At 37.9% G+C, this 16,741-nt stretch carries 9 protein-coding genes; 1 reads left to right on the top strand and 8 read right to left on the bottom strand.

The window, feature by feature from the left end:
- Positions 1-3 precede the first annotated feature (3 nt).
- The gene (locus ACLRVU_RS06255) at positions 4-1,356 is read right to left on the bottom strand and encodes a PTS sugar transporter subunit IIC (RefSeq protein ID WP_412891172.1); all 1,353 of its coding nucleotides are present in this window, start codon (positions 1,354-1,356) and stop codon (positions 4-6) included.
- Between the two features lie 218 nt (positions 1,357-1,574).
- Between ACLRVU_RS06255 and ACLRVU_RS06250 the strand changes: the two genes are divergently transcribed.
- Positions 1,575-2,741 (top strand): MerR family transcriptional regulator, encoded by a 1,167-nt coding sequence (locus ACLRVU_RS06250; RefSeq protein WP_412891171.1) that lies wholly within the window; start codon positions 1,575-1,577, stop codon positions 2,739-2,741.
- 131 nt (positions 2,742-2,872) lie between these two features.
- On the opposite strand, the gene tuf is transcribed toward ACLRVU_RS06250, so the two are convergent.
- The 7 genes from tuf to rpoB form a co-directional block, all read right to left on the bottom strand.
- Positions 2,873-4,057, bottom strand: a complete 1,185-nt coding sequence (gene tuf, locus ACLRVU_RS06245; RefSeq protein ID WP_041139882.1) for an elongation factor Tu — start codon at positions 4,055-4,057, stop codon at positions 2,873-2,875.
- 95 nt (positions 4,058-4,152) lie between these two features.
- Entirely contained in the window at positions 4,153-6,225 is a 2,073-nt protein-coding gene (gene fusA, locus ACLRVU_RS06240; protein WP_147553787.1) for an elongation factor G, read from the bottom strand.
- Positions 6,226-6,258: 33 nt separating this feature from the next.
- Positions 6,259-6,729 carry a 30S ribosomal protein S7 gene (gene rpsG / locus ACLRVU_RS06235; protein ID WP_041139884.1) on the bottom strand — a complete coding sequence of 157 codons (471 nt, stop codon included), beginning with the start codon at positions 6,727-6,729 and terminating at the stop codon, positions 6,259-6,261.
- A 42-nt stretch (positions 6,730-6,771) separates the two neighbouring features.
- Positions 6,772-7,185, bottom strand: a complete 414-nt coding sequence (rpsL, locus tag ACLRVU_RS06230; protein WP_041139885.1) for a 30S ribosomal protein S12 — start codon at positions 7,183-7,185, stop codon at positions 6,772-6,774.
- A gap of 209 nt (positions 7,186-7,394) precedes the next feature.
- A complete protein-coding gene (locus ACLRVU_RS06225) occupies positions 7,395-9,209 on the bottom strand; it encodes a glycerophosphodiester phosphodiesterase family protein (protein WP_412891170.1) in 1,815 nt (604 codons plus the stop codon).
- 89 nt (positions 9,210-9,298) lie between these two features.
- Positions 9,299-12,967 (bottom strand): DNA-directed RNA polymerase subunit beta', encoded by a 3,669-nt coding sequence (rpoC, locus tag ACLRVU_RS06220; protein WP_147553785.1) that lies wholly within the window; start codon positions 12,965-12,967, stop codon positions 9,299-9,301.
- 14 nt (positions 12,968-12,981) lie between these two features.
- Positions 12,982-16,671, bottom strand: a complete 3,690-nt coding sequence (gene rpoB, locus ACLRVU_RS06215; RefSeq protein ID WP_412891169.1) for a DNA-directed RNA polymerase subunit beta — start codon at positions 16,669-16,671, stop codon at positions 12,982-12,984.
- Positions 16,672-16,741: the final 70 nt, after the last annotated feature.

The following is a 16,741-nucleotide window of genomic DNA, read 5'->3' as shown; positions in this document are numbered from 1 at the left end:
TTTTTATTCTGCATTGGCATTTTGTTTGTTTGATACCATTACAAATGGCATCCATAACAATGTCAATAACACGATTTCGATTGCATTGTAAATCGCTGCCTTGATTCCTCCACCTGTTGCTAAGAATGCGAACAAGATTGGTGGTGTTACCCAAGGTGCTGTTAATGATACTCTCTCGATAATGTTCAAATCCATTAAGATATATGTCAATGCTGCCAAAATAACTGGCCCTGCAATGAATGGTAACATATAGATTGGGTTCATTACGATTGGTACACCGAATGTGATTGGTTCGTTGATTTCGAATAATCCTGGTGCAATTGAAATTCCGATAACTGTACGTTCTGCTTGTACCTTACCAAAGATTAACACTGCAATAATTAATCCTAATGTTGATCCTGATCCACCGATTACGGCGAATGGTGCCATACCATGAGCGATGTTTGGAATATCTGCTCCTGTTTTTCCTGCTTCATATGCTGCTGTATTTTCTAATAACATTGGAGTAAAGATTGGTGTTGTTACTGATCCTACAATGTTTGCCCCATGTAATCCGAATACCCATAAGAAGTTGATTAAGAAGTAAACTAAGATAACTGTACCTAATGTATCTGCTACACTGTTTAATGGTGCTGATACGAATTTCTGTACGATTGTCCATAAGTTCATTCCTGCTAATTTGTCAATATAGATTCCAGCTGCTACAATTAAGATAACTGTAATGATTGCTGGGATCAATACTGTAAATGATCCTGCTACTGCTGGTGGTACTCCATCAGGCAATGTGATTTTTAATTTATCGTTTCTTGATAATCTTACAAAGATTTCTGCTACGATAATTGTTAAAATCATCCCAACGAACATCCCGTTTGAATCCAGTTTGTTCGCTGCTAGTCCGCCAGTAGCTACATCTGCTGTTAACACATCTACATTTGTTGCTTTGTCAGCCCATGAGTAGTTGTTTGTTAATGTCTGCACTGCTGGTGCTAATCCTAAATAGCAAGTTAAGGCTACTACTGAAGTGGCAATCCCATCTCCGTTTAGTCCTTTTGCCATTTGGTATCCTAATGTTACGACTAACAAGATTGCCATCATGTTGATAGATCCTTTGTTAACTGCTGTCATAACGTCCTGAATACCTGTTGTTTTAATAAAGTTTGTGTATCCTTCTTGAATTGAAACGATGTTCAACCCGTTTTCTGCAAAGATACCTTGGATGTTGTTGATCAATACCGCAATCGCACCAACGATTGTAACTGGCATGATAACAACGAATGCATCCCTGATCGCAACTAAGTGTCTTTGTGACCCGATTCTAGCTGCAAGAGGGACAAATTTTTCTTCCAAAAATTTCATTGTCTTTTTTCCTCCCGTAAGGTTCAGCCAACGCCTGCTCAGAGCGCTAACTGATTGCTGTGTCTGTGCACTATTGTAGTATATATTGTGGAAGCGCTTTTGTCAATCGTTTTGGAAGCGATTTCGCAAAAAAGTTCACATAAAATTCACAATTCAAAAAACTACTGCTTGACAGTGACGTATGGTCAATCGGTATACTTTATACAGGAGGATTATATATGTTATATTTTACTATTCTTGAATTTTCAAAGATTGCACAAACAACAACAAGAACTATTCGATTTTATATAAAAAAAGAATTACTAAAGTCAGTATATGACAAAACGCGCAATCTTACTGTTTTATCAGAAAAAGAGTTCATCACCCTGCAGATGATTGACCTTTTAAAATCAGCTCATTTTACATTAAAAGAAATTAAATTCATACTAGAGAAGAATGATTTTAAGGAACGTTTGAAACTACAGAAAAACATTTTAATTAAACAGATTACTGAAAACCAGGCAATGCTTGAAATGATCGAAAAAATTGAAATCAACAATGAGAATTCACCGCAAGATTATTTAAAAATATATCAGCATCATTTAAAAGACCACCACTATAAACAGCAGTTCCTAGATAATTCCCCCTTAGATATACGCATCCAATTTCATGAACGCTATAATACTGTCAAACCGGAATGGTTTTTATGGCTCTTTGACCAGTATCAATTCAATGACCATGACTGTGTTTTAGAAGTAGCCTGTGGTCAAGGAACACTATGGAGAAAAAATCAAAAACGTATACCTAAAAATATTTCTATTTCACTTACTGACTTATCAGATAAAATGGTCGCAAGCAGCGTTGATCTTCTGTCATTGCCACAAATTAAAGAAGTGCTGACTACCGATGTCCATCACCTGCCATATCACGATAATACCTTTAATATTGTTATTGCTAATCATTTATTCATGTATTTCGATGATTTAGAGAATGTTTTAAAGGAAATATCCCGTGTCTTAAAGCCTAATGGGCGTCTGTATGCTTCTACAATCTCAAAGTACCATAATTCAGAATTAGAAAATTTATTGAAGCAGTTCAATCCTCATGCCAACATGGGACAAAAGCTGCTCACCGATCAATTTTCATTAGAAAATGGTGAAAAGAAATTAGCTTCCTATTTCAAGAGTATTACTAAAAACGAACGTCGAATCCCTTACTTAATCGATGATCCGGAAATGCTCACTCAATATATCTATTCAACAAGATGGATCGGCAATATTCAAGAGATTCTTGACGATCGCTATGATGATTTTAAAAAGTTTGTGGAGAAGGAGATGTTGAAACAGGATGGCTTGTTTGAGACAACAAATTACAGTGGTCAATTCACAGCAATAGTTAAAAAATAAGAATGTTGATTCACTTTAAAGCGGCAGGTATGTCGCTTTTTTATTTCCTAATGGACTTTTGTATGATTAAAATTTTTAGGCACTCTTATTTCTAAAAGAAAAAATCCCGCCTAAGCGAGATTTTAGTTTAATTATTCAATGATTTCTGATACGTTACCAGCACCAACTGTTCTACCACCTTCACGGATAGAGAATTTAGTACCGTTTTCGATAGCGATTGCGTGAATTAATTCTACAGTTAATTCAACGTTATCACCAGGCATAACCATTTCAACACCTTCTGGTAATTCGATTACACCAGTGATGTCAGTAGTTCTGAAATAGAACTGTGGTCTATAGTTTCCGAAGAAAGGAGTGTGACGTCCACCTTCGTCTTTTGATAATACGTATACTTGACATTTGAATTTTTTGTGAGGATGTACTGAACCTGGTTTAGCTAATACTTGTCCACGTTCGATTTCATCACGGTTAACACCACGTAATAATACCCCTACGTTATCTCCTGCTTCAGCGTAATCTAATAATTTACGGAACATTTCGATACCAGTAGCTACAGTATTTTTAGTTTCATGGATACCAACGATTTCTAATGGGTCATTTAATTTTAATTGTCCACGTTCAACACGTCCAGTGGCAACAGTTCCACGTCCAGTGATTGTGAAAACGTCTTCAACTGGCATTAAGAAAGGTTTGTCAGTGTCACGAGTTGGAGTTGGAATATAAGAATCTACAGCAGCCATTAATTCATCAATAGCTGGAGTCCATTTTGGATCTCCTTCTAATGCTTTTAATGCTGATCCACGGATGATTGGAGTATCATCTCCAGGGAATTCATATTCGTTTAATAATTCACGAACTTCCATTTCAACTAATTCTAATAATTCTTCGTCATCAACCATATCACATTTGTTTAAGAATACGATGATGTAAGGTACACCTACTTGACGAGATAACAAGATATGTTCTCTAGTTTGAGGCATAGGTCCGTCAGTTGCAGCTACTACTAAGATAGCTCCATCCATTTGTGCTGCACCAGTGATCATGTTTTTGATGTAGTCAGCATGGCCTGGACAGTCAACGTGTGCGTAGTGACGAGTTTCAGTTTCGTATTCAACGTGAGAAGTATTGATTGTAATACCTCTTTCTTTTTCTTCAGGTGCGTTATCGATTGCAGCATAATCCATTGCAGCAGCACCACCTTTTTTTGCTAAGCAAGTAGTGATAGCAGCTGTTAAAGTAGTTTTACCATGGTCAACGTGCCCGATAGTACCAATATTTACGTGCGCCTTTGAGCGGTCAAATTTTTCTTTAGCCATTCTAAAGTTTCCTCCTATATTTAGTATATTTATTAAACAATTACAACATCATTGTAATTTATTTAACTGTAAAAATCAACTGTATTTTTTAAGAATTAATTACCAGTATTTTTCTTGATAATTTCATCTCTGATACTCTTAGGAACTTGTTCATAACGATCAAATTGCATTGTGTAATTTCCACGTCCCTGAGTAAATGAACGCAAGTCAGTTGCATAACCGAACATTTCTGAAAGTGGGATACTTGCCTGAACAACAATTGCATTTCCTCTTTCTTCCTGACCTTCGATCATACCACGTCTAGAAGAAACATCTCCCATAACGCTTCCTAAGTATTCATTTGGTGCTGTTACTTCAACTGCCATGATCGGTTCTAACAATACTGGATCACATTTCTTAGCAGCAGCTTTTAAAGCCATAGAAGCAGCGATCTTATAAGCCATTTCTGATGAATCGACATCATGGTAAGATCCGTCGAATAAAGTAGCTTTAACATCTAATACTGGATACCCAGCAATGATACCTGTGTTTAATGCATCTTCAAGACCAACACGGATAGAGTTAATATATTCTCTAGGAACTGATCCACCTACGATAGCATCAACGAATTCAAATCCTTTACCTTCATTAGGTTCAAATTTGATCCATACGTGACCGTATTGTCCACGACCACCAGACTGTTTAACGTATTTCCCTTCACATTCAGCAGCAGATTTAATTGTTTCTCTGTACGCTACTTGTGGAGCTCCTACGTTAGCTTCAACTTTAAATTCTCTTTTCAAACGGTCAACGATAACGTCTAAGTGTAATTCACCCATCCCGGCGATAATTGTATCCCCAGTTTCTTCGTCTGTATAAGTTTTGAAAGTTGGATCTTCTTCAGCTAATTTAGCTAAAGCTAAACCTAATTTATCTTGGTCTTGTTTTGTTTTTGGTTCAATCGCAACGTTGATAACCGGTTCAGGGAATTCCATTGATTCCAAGATTACGAAATGATCTTCATCACAGATAGTATCCCCTGTAGTTGTGTTTTTAAACCCAACAGCTGAAGCGATATCCCCAGCATATACAGTTGAGATTTCTTCACGTTTATTAGCATGCATCTGTAAGATACGTCCTAATCTTTCTTTCTTGTCTTTCGTAGAGTTCAATACATATGAACCAGAATCAACAGTACCAGAATATACACGGAAGAATGTTAATTTTCCAACAAATGGATCTGTCATGATTTTAAAAGCCAATGCAGCAAATGGTTCTTCATCTGAAGCATGTCTTTCTACTTCTTCACCTTTTTCGTCAATTCCTTTAATTGAAGGAATGTCTGTAGGTGCAGGTAAGAAATCGATTACGGCATCCAACATCTGTTGAACCCCTTTATTTTTGTAAGCTGAACCACATAATACTGGGAAACATTCAACAGCGATCGTACCTTTACGTAAAGCTGATTTAATTTCTTCTTCTGTGATTTCTTCTTCTTCTAAGACTTTCATCATTAGATCATCATCGAATGAAGCAGCAGCATCAATCATTTTAGCACGATATTCTTCTGCTTGAGCTTTATATTCTTCAGGAATATCGGTATATTTTTGATGTTCACCTTTTTCATCTTCATTGAAGATTGCTTGCATCTTAATTAAATCGATAAGTCCTTCAAAATGATCTTCAGCACCGATTGGAAGCTGTACAGCAACTGCATTTGCTCCTAATCTTTTGTGTAAAGATTCTAATGACATAATGAAATCCGCACCAGTCGCATCCATCTTGTTACAGAATACGATACGAGGTACTTTATAAGTTGTAGCTTGGCGCCATACTGTTTCAGTCTGAGGTTCAACCCCAGCTTTTGAATCCAATACGGTAACCGCACCGTCTAATACACGTAATGAACGTTCAACTTCAACAGTGAAGTCAACGTGACCCGGAGTATCGATAATGTTTACACGATGCCCAGCCCATTGTGCTGTAGTAGCGGCTGAAGTGATAGTGATACCACGTTCTTGTTCTTGTTCCATCCAGTCCATCTGTGAAGCACCTTCATGCGTTTCACCGATCTTATGGATTTTTCCTGTATAGTACAGGATACGTTCAGTCGTAGTTGTTTTACCAGCATCGATGTGAGCCATGATCCCGATATTACGAGTTTTTTCTAATGAAAATTGACGAGCCATAATAATCTCCTTTCTAAATTGTTAGTGAGTTTATTACCAACGGAAATGTGCAAATGCTTTGTTTGCTTCTGCCATTTTGTGAGTATCTTCTTTTTTCTTAACTGAAGCACCAGTTCCATTAGATGCATCAATAATTTCGTTAGCTAAACGATCTACCATTGTATTTTCGTTTCTTAAACGAGAATAGTTCACTAACCATCTTAATCCTAAAGTAATTCTTCTTTCAGGTGATACTTCAACTGGTACCTGATAGTTAGCTCCACCGATACGTCTAACTTTAAGTTCTAATACCGGCATGATATTGTTAATCGCTTTATCAAAAACTTCCATAGCTGGAGTTTGTGTTTTCGCTTCAATTTTAGTAAATGCATCATAAAGAATGTTTTGAGCAACACCCTTTTTACCATCTAGCATAATATTGTTTACTAATTTAGTAATTAATTTTGAATTGTATACTGGATCTGGTAATACATCTCTTTTAGCAACATGACCTTTTCTTGCCATTGCGTCTTCCTCCTTCCAAAGATTAAATATCTATTTCTAAGCTTATTGTTTTGGTTTTTTTGCTCCGTATAAAGAACGTCCTTGCATACGATCTTTAACACCAGCACAGTCCATAGTTCCACGAATGATATGGTAACGTACCCCTGGTAAGTCCTTAACACGTCCACCACGAATTAATACAACACTATGTTCTTGTAGGTTGTGACCAATTCCTGGAATATATGCTGTAACTTCCATACCATTAGATAAACGAACACGGGCATATTTACGTAAAGCCGAGTTAGGTTTCTTTGGTGTCATTGTAGCAACACGAGTACAAACTCCACGTTTTTGTGGTGCAGCAACTTTAGTAGGTCTCTTAGATAAAGAGTTATATCCTCTATTTAATGCTGGAGATTTTGATTTTGATACTTTATCACTACGTCCTTGTTTTACTAATTGATTAATTGTAGGCATTTCTTATCTCCTTTCTTGAACTAAACACACATTACCAGGTGTTTCAAATTCAATTGTTATTTTTATGCTCAATAACGAGCACCTTTGACATTGTATTATAAATATTTGATAGTGTCAACCTAAAATTTAAAATTTTTATTGAAATATTCCGCTTTTTATCTATTTATGCCAAAACGGATCATTAATAAGTATGATCCGTTTATTTATTATTATTCATCTAATAACTGTTTATAGAAATTCCGCAGTTCACTGTCACTGGCAAAGATTTCCTCACGTGCTTTAATCGGATAATTGGTAATCATCGCATCTCCGCCAAGTCCGATCGAGCGCTGCATATCGCTCTCGGTATTGACAGTCCAAATATAGACATCTTTCCCAGCTAAATGCACCTTTGCTACCTCATCTTTGCTTAAATAGGTTTGTTCCAAAGTGAAGAAGTCTGCTGCGGGAAGTTTCCAGTACTGTCCATAGCTCATTGAAATAATAAATCCACATTGCATAGTCGGATCGATCGCTTTAACGCTTTCCAAGATCGAATAATCCAAACAATGAATCTGAACATCTTTGCTCATCCCCGTCTTTTTGACGACCTCCATCGTCGCCTCTGCTAAACGCTGATCATGTCCGTTAGGTTTAGGTTCGATTAAGACTTTAATTCGTCCGCGGCATAATTTCAAGACATCCTCTAAGGTTGGCACTGTGGCATTAGCATACTGTCCGTTAAAATCATTACTGCTGTTGACATGCAGAGTTTGCAGTTCGTCTTTTGTCCATTCCCAGACATTGACATTCTGATCAAAAATACGTCCCAAGCTGCTGTCATGAGTGACCATCACCACGCCATCCTTTGATTCTTGAACATCGAGTTCTATGTAGTCAGCTTTGGCATCAATTGCAGCGATGAATGCCGGCATGGTATTCTCAGGAGCAACGGCACAATATCCACGGTGAGCGATAATCTTCATTTTATTGCTGGCTAGGCTTTGATCCCAATCTCCCTGTCGGAGTGAATTCATTGAAATCAGATTGACAAGGAACACCCCTGTCACAAAGGCTGCCAGTACCCCAACGGTTAAAAAGCCATTTTGAATCTTTCGATGCTTTTGGATCGGTTCAATTGCTTTTGGCAGTTCTTCCTTTTTTTCAATACGCAGACGATTATATAATTGTGAAACATACGCATAGGTTGTAAACATGGCAATACTGCTGGAAAAAGAAGTAAAAATACTTTCCAGTGAATCTGTAATAGTCAGATACATAGCACCCTTTACCCCCTGCGGGTAATAATGATTCACCACTAGAAAAACCAACGCTGAAATTCCAACAGAGATTAATGTCGTGATAAAGAAAACAAGTAGAGTCAATAAAATGTAATCCCAAATCATTCGGATACGATGCTTGGCACTTAGTTTCCAGCTTGCAATCATTGATTTTAAACCGCCATAACCATCTAATGTGAAATACTGATAAGTAAACAATGTTCCTAAGGCAAAGACGGATAATAAAATAAGGGTACCATAGTAAAGAACTTCCAATCTAAAGGGCAATGCTTCGGTTATAAACCGCGGCAATTCTAAATTACTGACAAAGCTGGAAGTAAGGATTAACTGTGTAAAAGGAATAATAACTACTGTAAAGGGAATTAATATCCAGTTACGCGGTGACAACAGTCTTTTAGAACGGGAAAATCCCTGTTTAAAAAGTTGAATAATTCCCAGTTCTTTATTTTCCCTTGCCTGATTGAAGCAGATTGCCAAGCAATTGAACTCAAAAATCATGACCACTGCCACTACAATGATCGCTGTGATAATAAAAAACATCATTCCCGGAGAGGTAAATATTCGATATATATTCGTACTGCTAATATAATTAATTTTCGTTAAGCTCAGACCAATGTTAAGCCAGCCATGCAGCAATGGAATCAGAATCAATGATCCTAGTCCCTTATAGAAGATTTCAAAAAGGAACAGAACCCGCCAGCTTTTCAATGTCAGTTTGAGTGCGTTCCGAATACTTTTTTTCATGTTATCGCCCCTATCTACTCTTTCTATTCTACACATTTTTAAGCAAAGTTTCCACTTACATTAAAAAAAGAGTGAGGTTTCCCCACTCTCTACGCATTGATTTGTGTTTCTTCTAATTCAGATGTTTCTTCATTCAATCCTTCATAATCGAAATCTTCATCATCTTCCATCATATCTTCCGCCATTTCTACTTTATTCGGATCTACTAAAGGTCCTCTTAAACCAGTTCCGGCAGGTAATAATTTACCGATAATAACGTTTTCTTTTAATCCGGCTAAATGATCTACTTTTCCTTTGATTGCTGCATCAGTCAGGATACGTGTTGTTTCCTGGAATGAAGCGGCGGATAAGAACGAATCTGTTTCCAATGAAGCTTTTGTGATACCAAGCAGGATCGGACGACCAACTGCCGGACGTTTTTGTAAACGTAAAGCTTCTTTATTTAACTCCGTAAATTGTGTCACGCTGACATGGATACCAGGCAATGTTCCCGTATCTCCGCCTTCTACGATTGACATTTTTCTTAACATCTGTTTAATGATGACTTCGATATGCTTATCTGAAATCTCAATCCCTTGAATACGATATACTTTCTGTACTTCTTTTAAGATATAGTTTTCAACGGCTTTGATATCAGCTACAGCTAATAATTCTTTTGGATCGATTGAACCTTCAGTGATTTTTCCACCGATCTTCACTTCGTCTCCGGTATTGACTCTCAGCTTAGCACCATATGGTGTTAAGTAGCTTCTTGTTTCAAGATCGTTGCTGACAACAACTTCCGCACGACCGTCATGATCTAGGATGGTTGTAACAACTCCTTCGATTTCAGAAATGATTGATTTTGCTTTTGGATTACGGGCTTCAAATAACTCTTGGATACGAGGTAACCCCTGAGTGATATCCGCACCACCGGCAACCCCACCCATGTGGAATGTACGCATGGTTAACTGAGTACCCGGTTCACCGATAGACTGTGCAGCCATAATTCCGATTGCTTCACCGATTTCAACTTCATTTCCGGTTGCCAAGTTACGTCCGTAACATTTCTGACAAACACCACGTTTAGCGTTACATCCTAATACTGAGCGAATTTCTACTTCTTTTACTCCGGCATTTACGATTTCATTTGCCAACGCTTCGGTAATTAAAGTATTTCTTTTAGCAAGTACCTCTTTTGTTTGTGGATGCAGGATATCTTTTTGTGTATAGCGTCCAACTAAACGATCATATAGCGGTGCGATGATTGAGTTATCCGATGTATCATATAAATCGGTAACAATAAATCCTTTATCTGTTCCACAGTCTTCTTCAGTAATGATGACATCTTGAGCAACGTCAACTAAACGACGTGTCAAATATCCTGAATCGGCTGTTTTCAACGCTGTATCGGTAGATCCTTTACGGGCACCATGGGTAGAAATAAAGAATTCTGATGCAGTTAATCCTTCACGGAATGAAGATTTGATAGGCAATTCGATGGTTTCCCCTTTAGGGTTGGACATCAGACCACGCATCCCTACTAACTGCGTAAAGTTTGAAACGTTCCCACGGGCACCGGAATCTGACATGATGAAGATTGGGTTCAATGGATTGCTTTCGAAATCTTCTTTTACGACATCCTGAACACGATCTTTTACATCTGTCCATAAACTGATCACGTGCTGTTTACGTTCTTCTTCTGTTAACATACCTTTACGATAATATTTCTTAATAACTTCTAATTGTTCATCAGCCTCATCAAATAAACGATATTTTCTTTCCGGTACTTGGATATCATCTGCTGAAACGGTAATACCAGCGATTGTTGAATAATAGAATCCTTGATCTTTCATCTTATCCAGCATGACGCTTGTATCTGAAATTCTGTTTGCTTTGAAAGCTGCGTTGATGATATTTCCTAAAGCCTTCTTATTTAAAGGTTTAATGATCGGCTGATTTTGAATATGTTCTTTAATGTTTGTTCCCATTGGTACAAAGAATTTATCCGGTGTACGAATCAAGTTCTCTGATGATGGTTCATTGATGAAAGGGAAATCTCCATTAAAGATGGTATTGAAGATAATCTTACCTACACTGGTAATTAAGAATTTTTCATTTTGTTCCTTTGTAAATGTTACATTATTCATTGCTTTAGCTGGAACTGCGACACGAGTATGCAAATGAACGGCTTGCGCATTATATGCCAATAAAGCTTCATTGACATCTTTAAAGACGCTTCCTTCTCCAACAGCTCCGGCTTTTTCAAGGGTTAAGTAATAGTTTCCTAATACCATGTCCTGAGAAGGGGTAACGATTGGCTTACCATCTTTAGGTCCTAAGATATTGTTAGATCCTAACATTAACTGACGTGCTTCTTGAATGGCTTCATCAGATAAAGGCACATGGACTGCCATTTGGTCCCCATCGAAATCGGCATTGAATGCCGGTGTAACTAATGGGTGAAGACGAATTGCACGTCCTTCAACTAATTTAGGTTCGAACGCTTGAATTCCTAAACGGTGAAGTGTTGGTGCACGGTTTAGTAATACCGGATGTTCTTTGATGACTCTTTCCACGATTGGCCAGATTTTGTCATCCATTTTATCAATTAAACGTTCTGCGGCTTTAATGTTTGTCGCTAATCCATCATTTACTAATCCCGAGATGACGAATGGTTTAAATAAATTTAATGCCATTTCACGTGGAATCCCACATTGATACATTTTCAAGTCAGGTCCTACTGCGATAACTGAACGTCCAGAGTAGTCTACACGCTTACCTAGTAAGTTTTGACGGAAACGTCCCTGTTTTCCTTTTAATGTATGTGACAGTGATTTTAACGGTCTGCTTCCTGCCCCGGTAATCGGTTTAGAACGACGTCCGTTATCAATTAAAGCATCTACTGCTTCCTGCAACATACGTTTTTCATTTTGTACGATAATAGATGGTGTCCCTAACTCTAATAGTTTTTTAAGACGATTGTTACGAGTGATAACACGACGGTACAAGTCATTTAAATCACTTGTTGCAAAACGTCCGCCATCCAATTGCAGCATTGGTCTTAAATCAGGAGGAATAACCGGAAGAACATCCATGATCATCCATTCTGGTTCATTTTGTGAGCTTCTGAAAGCTTCGATGGCTTCCAAACGTTTTAATAATTTAGCACGGCGTTGCCCTTGTGCTTCTTTTAATTCTTTGGTCACATTAGCAAATTCAAAATCAAGGTCTACTTTTTGCAGTAAGATTTTGATTGCTTCTGCTCCGATTTTTGCTTCAAAATTGTTGCCGAATTTTTCGCAACAGTTACGATAGTCTCTTTCAGATAAAACTTGCTTATACTCTAATGGTGTAGATCCTTTATCAGTTACAACATAAGATACGAAGTAAATGATTTCTTCTAATTGTTTTGGTGACATATCTAGGATTAATCCCATTCTTGAAGGGATTCCTTTTAAATACCAAATATGTGCAATCGGTGTCGCCAGCTCAATATGTCCCATACGTTCACGACGTACAGAAGATTTTGTGACTTCAACGCCGCAGCGATCACAAATCACACCTTTATATCTTACTTTTTTGTATTTACCGCAGCTACATTCCCAATCCTTAGAAGGACCGAAAATTCTTTCACAGAATAAACCGTCCTTTTCAGGCTTTTGAGAACGATAGTTGATTGTTTCCGGTTTTTTTACTTCACCATAAGACCATTCACGAATTTTTTCTGGAGAAGCTAACCCTATTTGTATCGCTGAAAATTTATTAACATCTGCCATGGTTAATTCCTCCTCTATTCATCTTCGTCTTCAAAATTATCTTCTTCATCAAGGTCGTCTTCATTTTCATCTTCATCAAATTCTAATTCAATATCCAGATCCATATCTTCTTCCAGAATATCTTCATCCTCTTCAATGTCCGTTTCTTCAACGACTTCCTCTACAACCTCAGTTGCGCCATTATTGACGTCTTCAATTGAAGTAGGGAATCTTCTTTCCTCTTCTTCAATCTTTCGCATATCAATTTCATTACCATCGTCATCCAATAAACGAACGTCCAATGCCAATGCCTGTAATTCTTTTTTCAATACTCTGAATGCTTCAGGTAATCCTGGTTCAGGTAATTTTTGTCCTTTAACGATCGCTTCATATGTTTTGACACGACCAACAACATCATCGGATTTAACAGTTAAGATTTCACGTAATGTATAAGCGGCACCATAAGCCTCCAATGCCCAGATTTCCATTTCCCCGAATCTTTGTCCACCGTTTTGAGCTTTACCACCAAGTGGCTGCTGTGTAACTAATGAGTAAGGTCCGACTGAACGGGCATGTAATTTATCATCAACCATGTGGGCTAACTTAATCATGTACATGATTCCGACAGAAATTTTCGAATCGAAATAATCGCCTGTCTGACCACTAATCACCCATTGCTTACCATCTTTTGCCATTCCGGCTTCTTCCATGATGTTTTCCAAGTCATTACGATGTAAACCATCGAATGCTGGTGTTGCGATATATAATCCTAATTGCTTAGCAGCATATCCTAAGTGAAGTTCCAATACCTGTCCGATGTTCATACGGCTTGGTACCCCTAATGGGTTCAACATGATATCAAGCGGTGTCCCATCTTCTAAGTGCGGCATATCTTCGATTGGCAAGATACGTGAAATAACCCCTTTATTACCGTGACGTCCGGCCATTTTATCTCCTTCAGAGATTTTACGTTTCTGAACGATGTAAACTTTTATTACTTGGTTTACTCCCGGCTGTAAGTCATCTCCATTTTTTCTTGAGAAAACTTTGATATCATGAACGATACCCGCCCCGCCATGAGGAACTCTTAATGAGTTGTCTTTAACTTCTCTTGATTTTTCACCGAAGATTGCTAACAGCAATTTTTCTTCTGCTGATAATTCGGCTTGTCCTTTTGGGGTTACTTTCCCAACTAGGATATCACCTTCTTTTACTTCTGCCCCAATCATGATAATTCCTGTTTCGTTCAAGTTTTTACGAGCGTCTTCCCCAACGTTAGGAATATCACGTGTGATTTCTTCTGGGCCTAATTTTGTATCACGACATTCAATACTGTATTCTTCAATATGGATAGACGTATACACATCTTCCTTCACCAGTCTTTCAGACATGATGATGGCATCTTCGTAGTTATATCCGTTCCATTCCATGAATCCGACTAATACGTTTTGTCCTAATGCCAATTCACCCTGTTCCATAGCAGGTCCATCGGCAATAACTTCGCCTTTCGCCACTCTTTCTCCTACTTTAACGATCGGAGAATGGTTGATACAAGTTCCGGCATTGGAAATATAGAATTTCAGCAGACGGTACGTTCTTGGACCGTTTGCTTCTTCAATGATTACTTTTTTAGCATCGACATAAGTGACGATTCCTTCTTCTTTAGCAACAACGGCACTACCAGAGTCTCTGGCTGCCTGATGTTCCATTCCGGTTCCGACAAACGGTGTATGCGGTTTTAATAAAGGTACGGCCTGACGCTGCATGTTGGCACCCATCAAGGCACGAGTCGCATCATCGTTTTCCAAGAACGGAATACAAGAAGTAGCAACTGAAACGATCTGTTTAGGTGAAATATCGATGAAATCCACTTCTTCACGTTTCGCCATGATGTTTTCCCCTAAATGACGAGCAATAACTTGTTCATCTAAGATTTCTCCATCTTCGCTTGTTCTTACGTTAGCCTGTGCAATAACGTAATTCTTTTCCACATCCGCTGTTAAATAACGCACATCACTTTCATTGATAATAGCCTGATTAACTTTACGGTACGGTGTTTCAATAAAACCATAATCGTTAACTTTTGCATAAGAAGCTAAAGTCGTAATTAAACCGATATTCGGACCTTCCGGTGTTTCAATTGGACAAATACGACCATAGTGAGAACTATGAACGTCACGTACTTCGTATCCGGCACGGTCACGGCTTAATCCCCCTGGACCTAAGGCAGAAAGACGACGTTTATTTGTCAATTCGGCTAATGGATTGATCTGATCCATGAACTGTGACAACTGACTTGAAGAGAAGAACTCTTTCATAGCCGCTGTCAATGGACGAATATTCGTTAAAGACTGTGGTGTTGCTGAATCCCCTTCAGCTAAAGACATTCTTTCGCGAACCACTCTTTCCATTCTTGATAAACCGATTCTGAATTGGTTTTGGATCAATTCTCCAACAGTACGCACACGTCTGTTTCCTAAATGATCGATGTCATCTAATAATCCTAAACGCATCATATATTTAATACGATCATCTGTCGGATACTGTAATTCATCGAAAATATCCACTAAGTTAAACATATATGAATAAGCAGCCAGCATATCTGAGATTGTAATAAATTTGCTGTCTAAAGATAAATCCGTTCCGATGATACGCATTTTCTTTTGTTTTGTATCATCTACCCATACGTCTACATATTGAATGGTTCCATGAGAATTCATTCTTTCATTTGTTTTAACGCTGGTTTGATGTGCCCCTGCTTCAAATACTTCCTGTAAGCGATCTAATTGATCTTTATCGATAAAAGTTCCTTCTTTTAACACTACATTGCCATCTACATCAACGATGTCCTGAGCCAATACACGTGTATAAAGACGGTCTAATAAGCTTAATTTTTTACCGAATTTGAAACGACCGGCACTTGCCAAATCATATCTTTTCGGATCGAAGAATTTTGTGAATAATAAATTGTTAGCACCGTCTAAAGTAGCCGGTTCACCAGGTCTCAATTTGTTATAGATCTCAATTAATGCTTCTTCCGTGTTATGTGTCGGATCTTTCGCTAAAGTATTGGTAATATATTCATGTTCACCAAACACTTCAATGATATCTTCATCGGTTGAAAGACCTAAAGCACGAAGCAAGATCGTTCCAGGGATCTTTCTAGTACGGTCAATACGCACATTTAATACATTTTTAGCATCATTTTCAAATTCTAACCAGGTACCACGTGACGGAATGACACTTCCGGCAAAAACAGTTTTCCCGCTTTTGTCAACTGCATCATTAAAATAAGCTCCTGGAGAACGAACTAACTGAGAAACGATGACACGTTCCGCTCCATTGATAATAAAGGTTCCTCCATCCGTCATTAATGGAAAATCACCCATAAATACTTCATTTTCTTTAATTTCACCGGTATTGGTGTTTACTAAACGTAACGTAGCTCTTAACGGTGCCGCATAGTTAGTATCACGATCTTTACTTTCATCAGCAGAGAATTTCTCCTGATCAAAATAACAATCCACAAATTCTAATGATAAAGTTTCATTGTAATTCTTAATAGGATATATATCATGAAAAACTTCCTTGATTCCTTCTTCTCTAAACCAACGATAAGAATCCGTTTGGATCTCAACGAGATTAGGCAATTCCAAAGAACCACTGATTCTTGAATAATTACGACGAGTTATTCTGCTTTTTTCGCGCGTTTTGTTTTGTTCCACGTACATCCACCCCTTTAAAGTTCTCTATTTCCATGTTTAGGTAGCATAAAAACCCCACTTTTAAACATTA

It is taken from the genome of Beduini sp., from assembly GCF_047239305.1.
Taxonomy (GTDB): Bacteria; Bacillota_I; Bacilli_A; order Erysipelotrichales; family Coprobacillaceae; genus Beduini.
This window is presented reverse-complemented; position numbering and strand designations above follow the sequence as displayed.

Coding starts and splice junctions, on each gene's coding strand:
- ACLRVU_RS06255 (WP_412891172.1), bottom strand. CDS start 1,356: ATGAAATTTTTGGAAGAAAAATTTGTCCCTCTTGCAGCTAGAATCGGG.
- ACLRVU_RS06250 (WP_412891171.1), top strand. CDS start 1,575: ATGTTATATTTTACTATTCTTGAATTTTCAAAGATTGCACAAACAACA.
- tuf (WP_041139882.1), bottom strand. CDS start 4,057: ATGGCTAAAGAAAAATTTGACCGCTCAAAGGCGCACGTAAATATTGGT.
- fusA (WP_147553787.1), bottom strand. CDS start 6,225: ATGGCTCGTCAATTTTCATTAGAAAAAACTCGTAATATCGGGATCATG.
- rpsG (WP_041139884.1), bottom strand. CDS start 6,729: ATGGCAAGAAAAGGTCATGTTGCTAAAAGAGATGTATTACCAGATCCA.
- rpsL (WP_041139885.1), bottom strand. CDS start 7,185: ATGCCTACAATTAATCAATTAGTAAAACAAGGACGTAGTGATAAAGTA.
- ACLRVU_RS06225 (WP_412891170.1), bottom strand. CDS start 9,209: ATGAAAAAAAGTATTCGGAACGCACTCAAACTGACATTGAAAAGCTGG.
- rpoC (WP_147553785.1), bottom strand. CDS start 12,967: ATGGCAGATGTTAATAAATTTTCAGCGATACAAATAGGGTTAGCTTCT.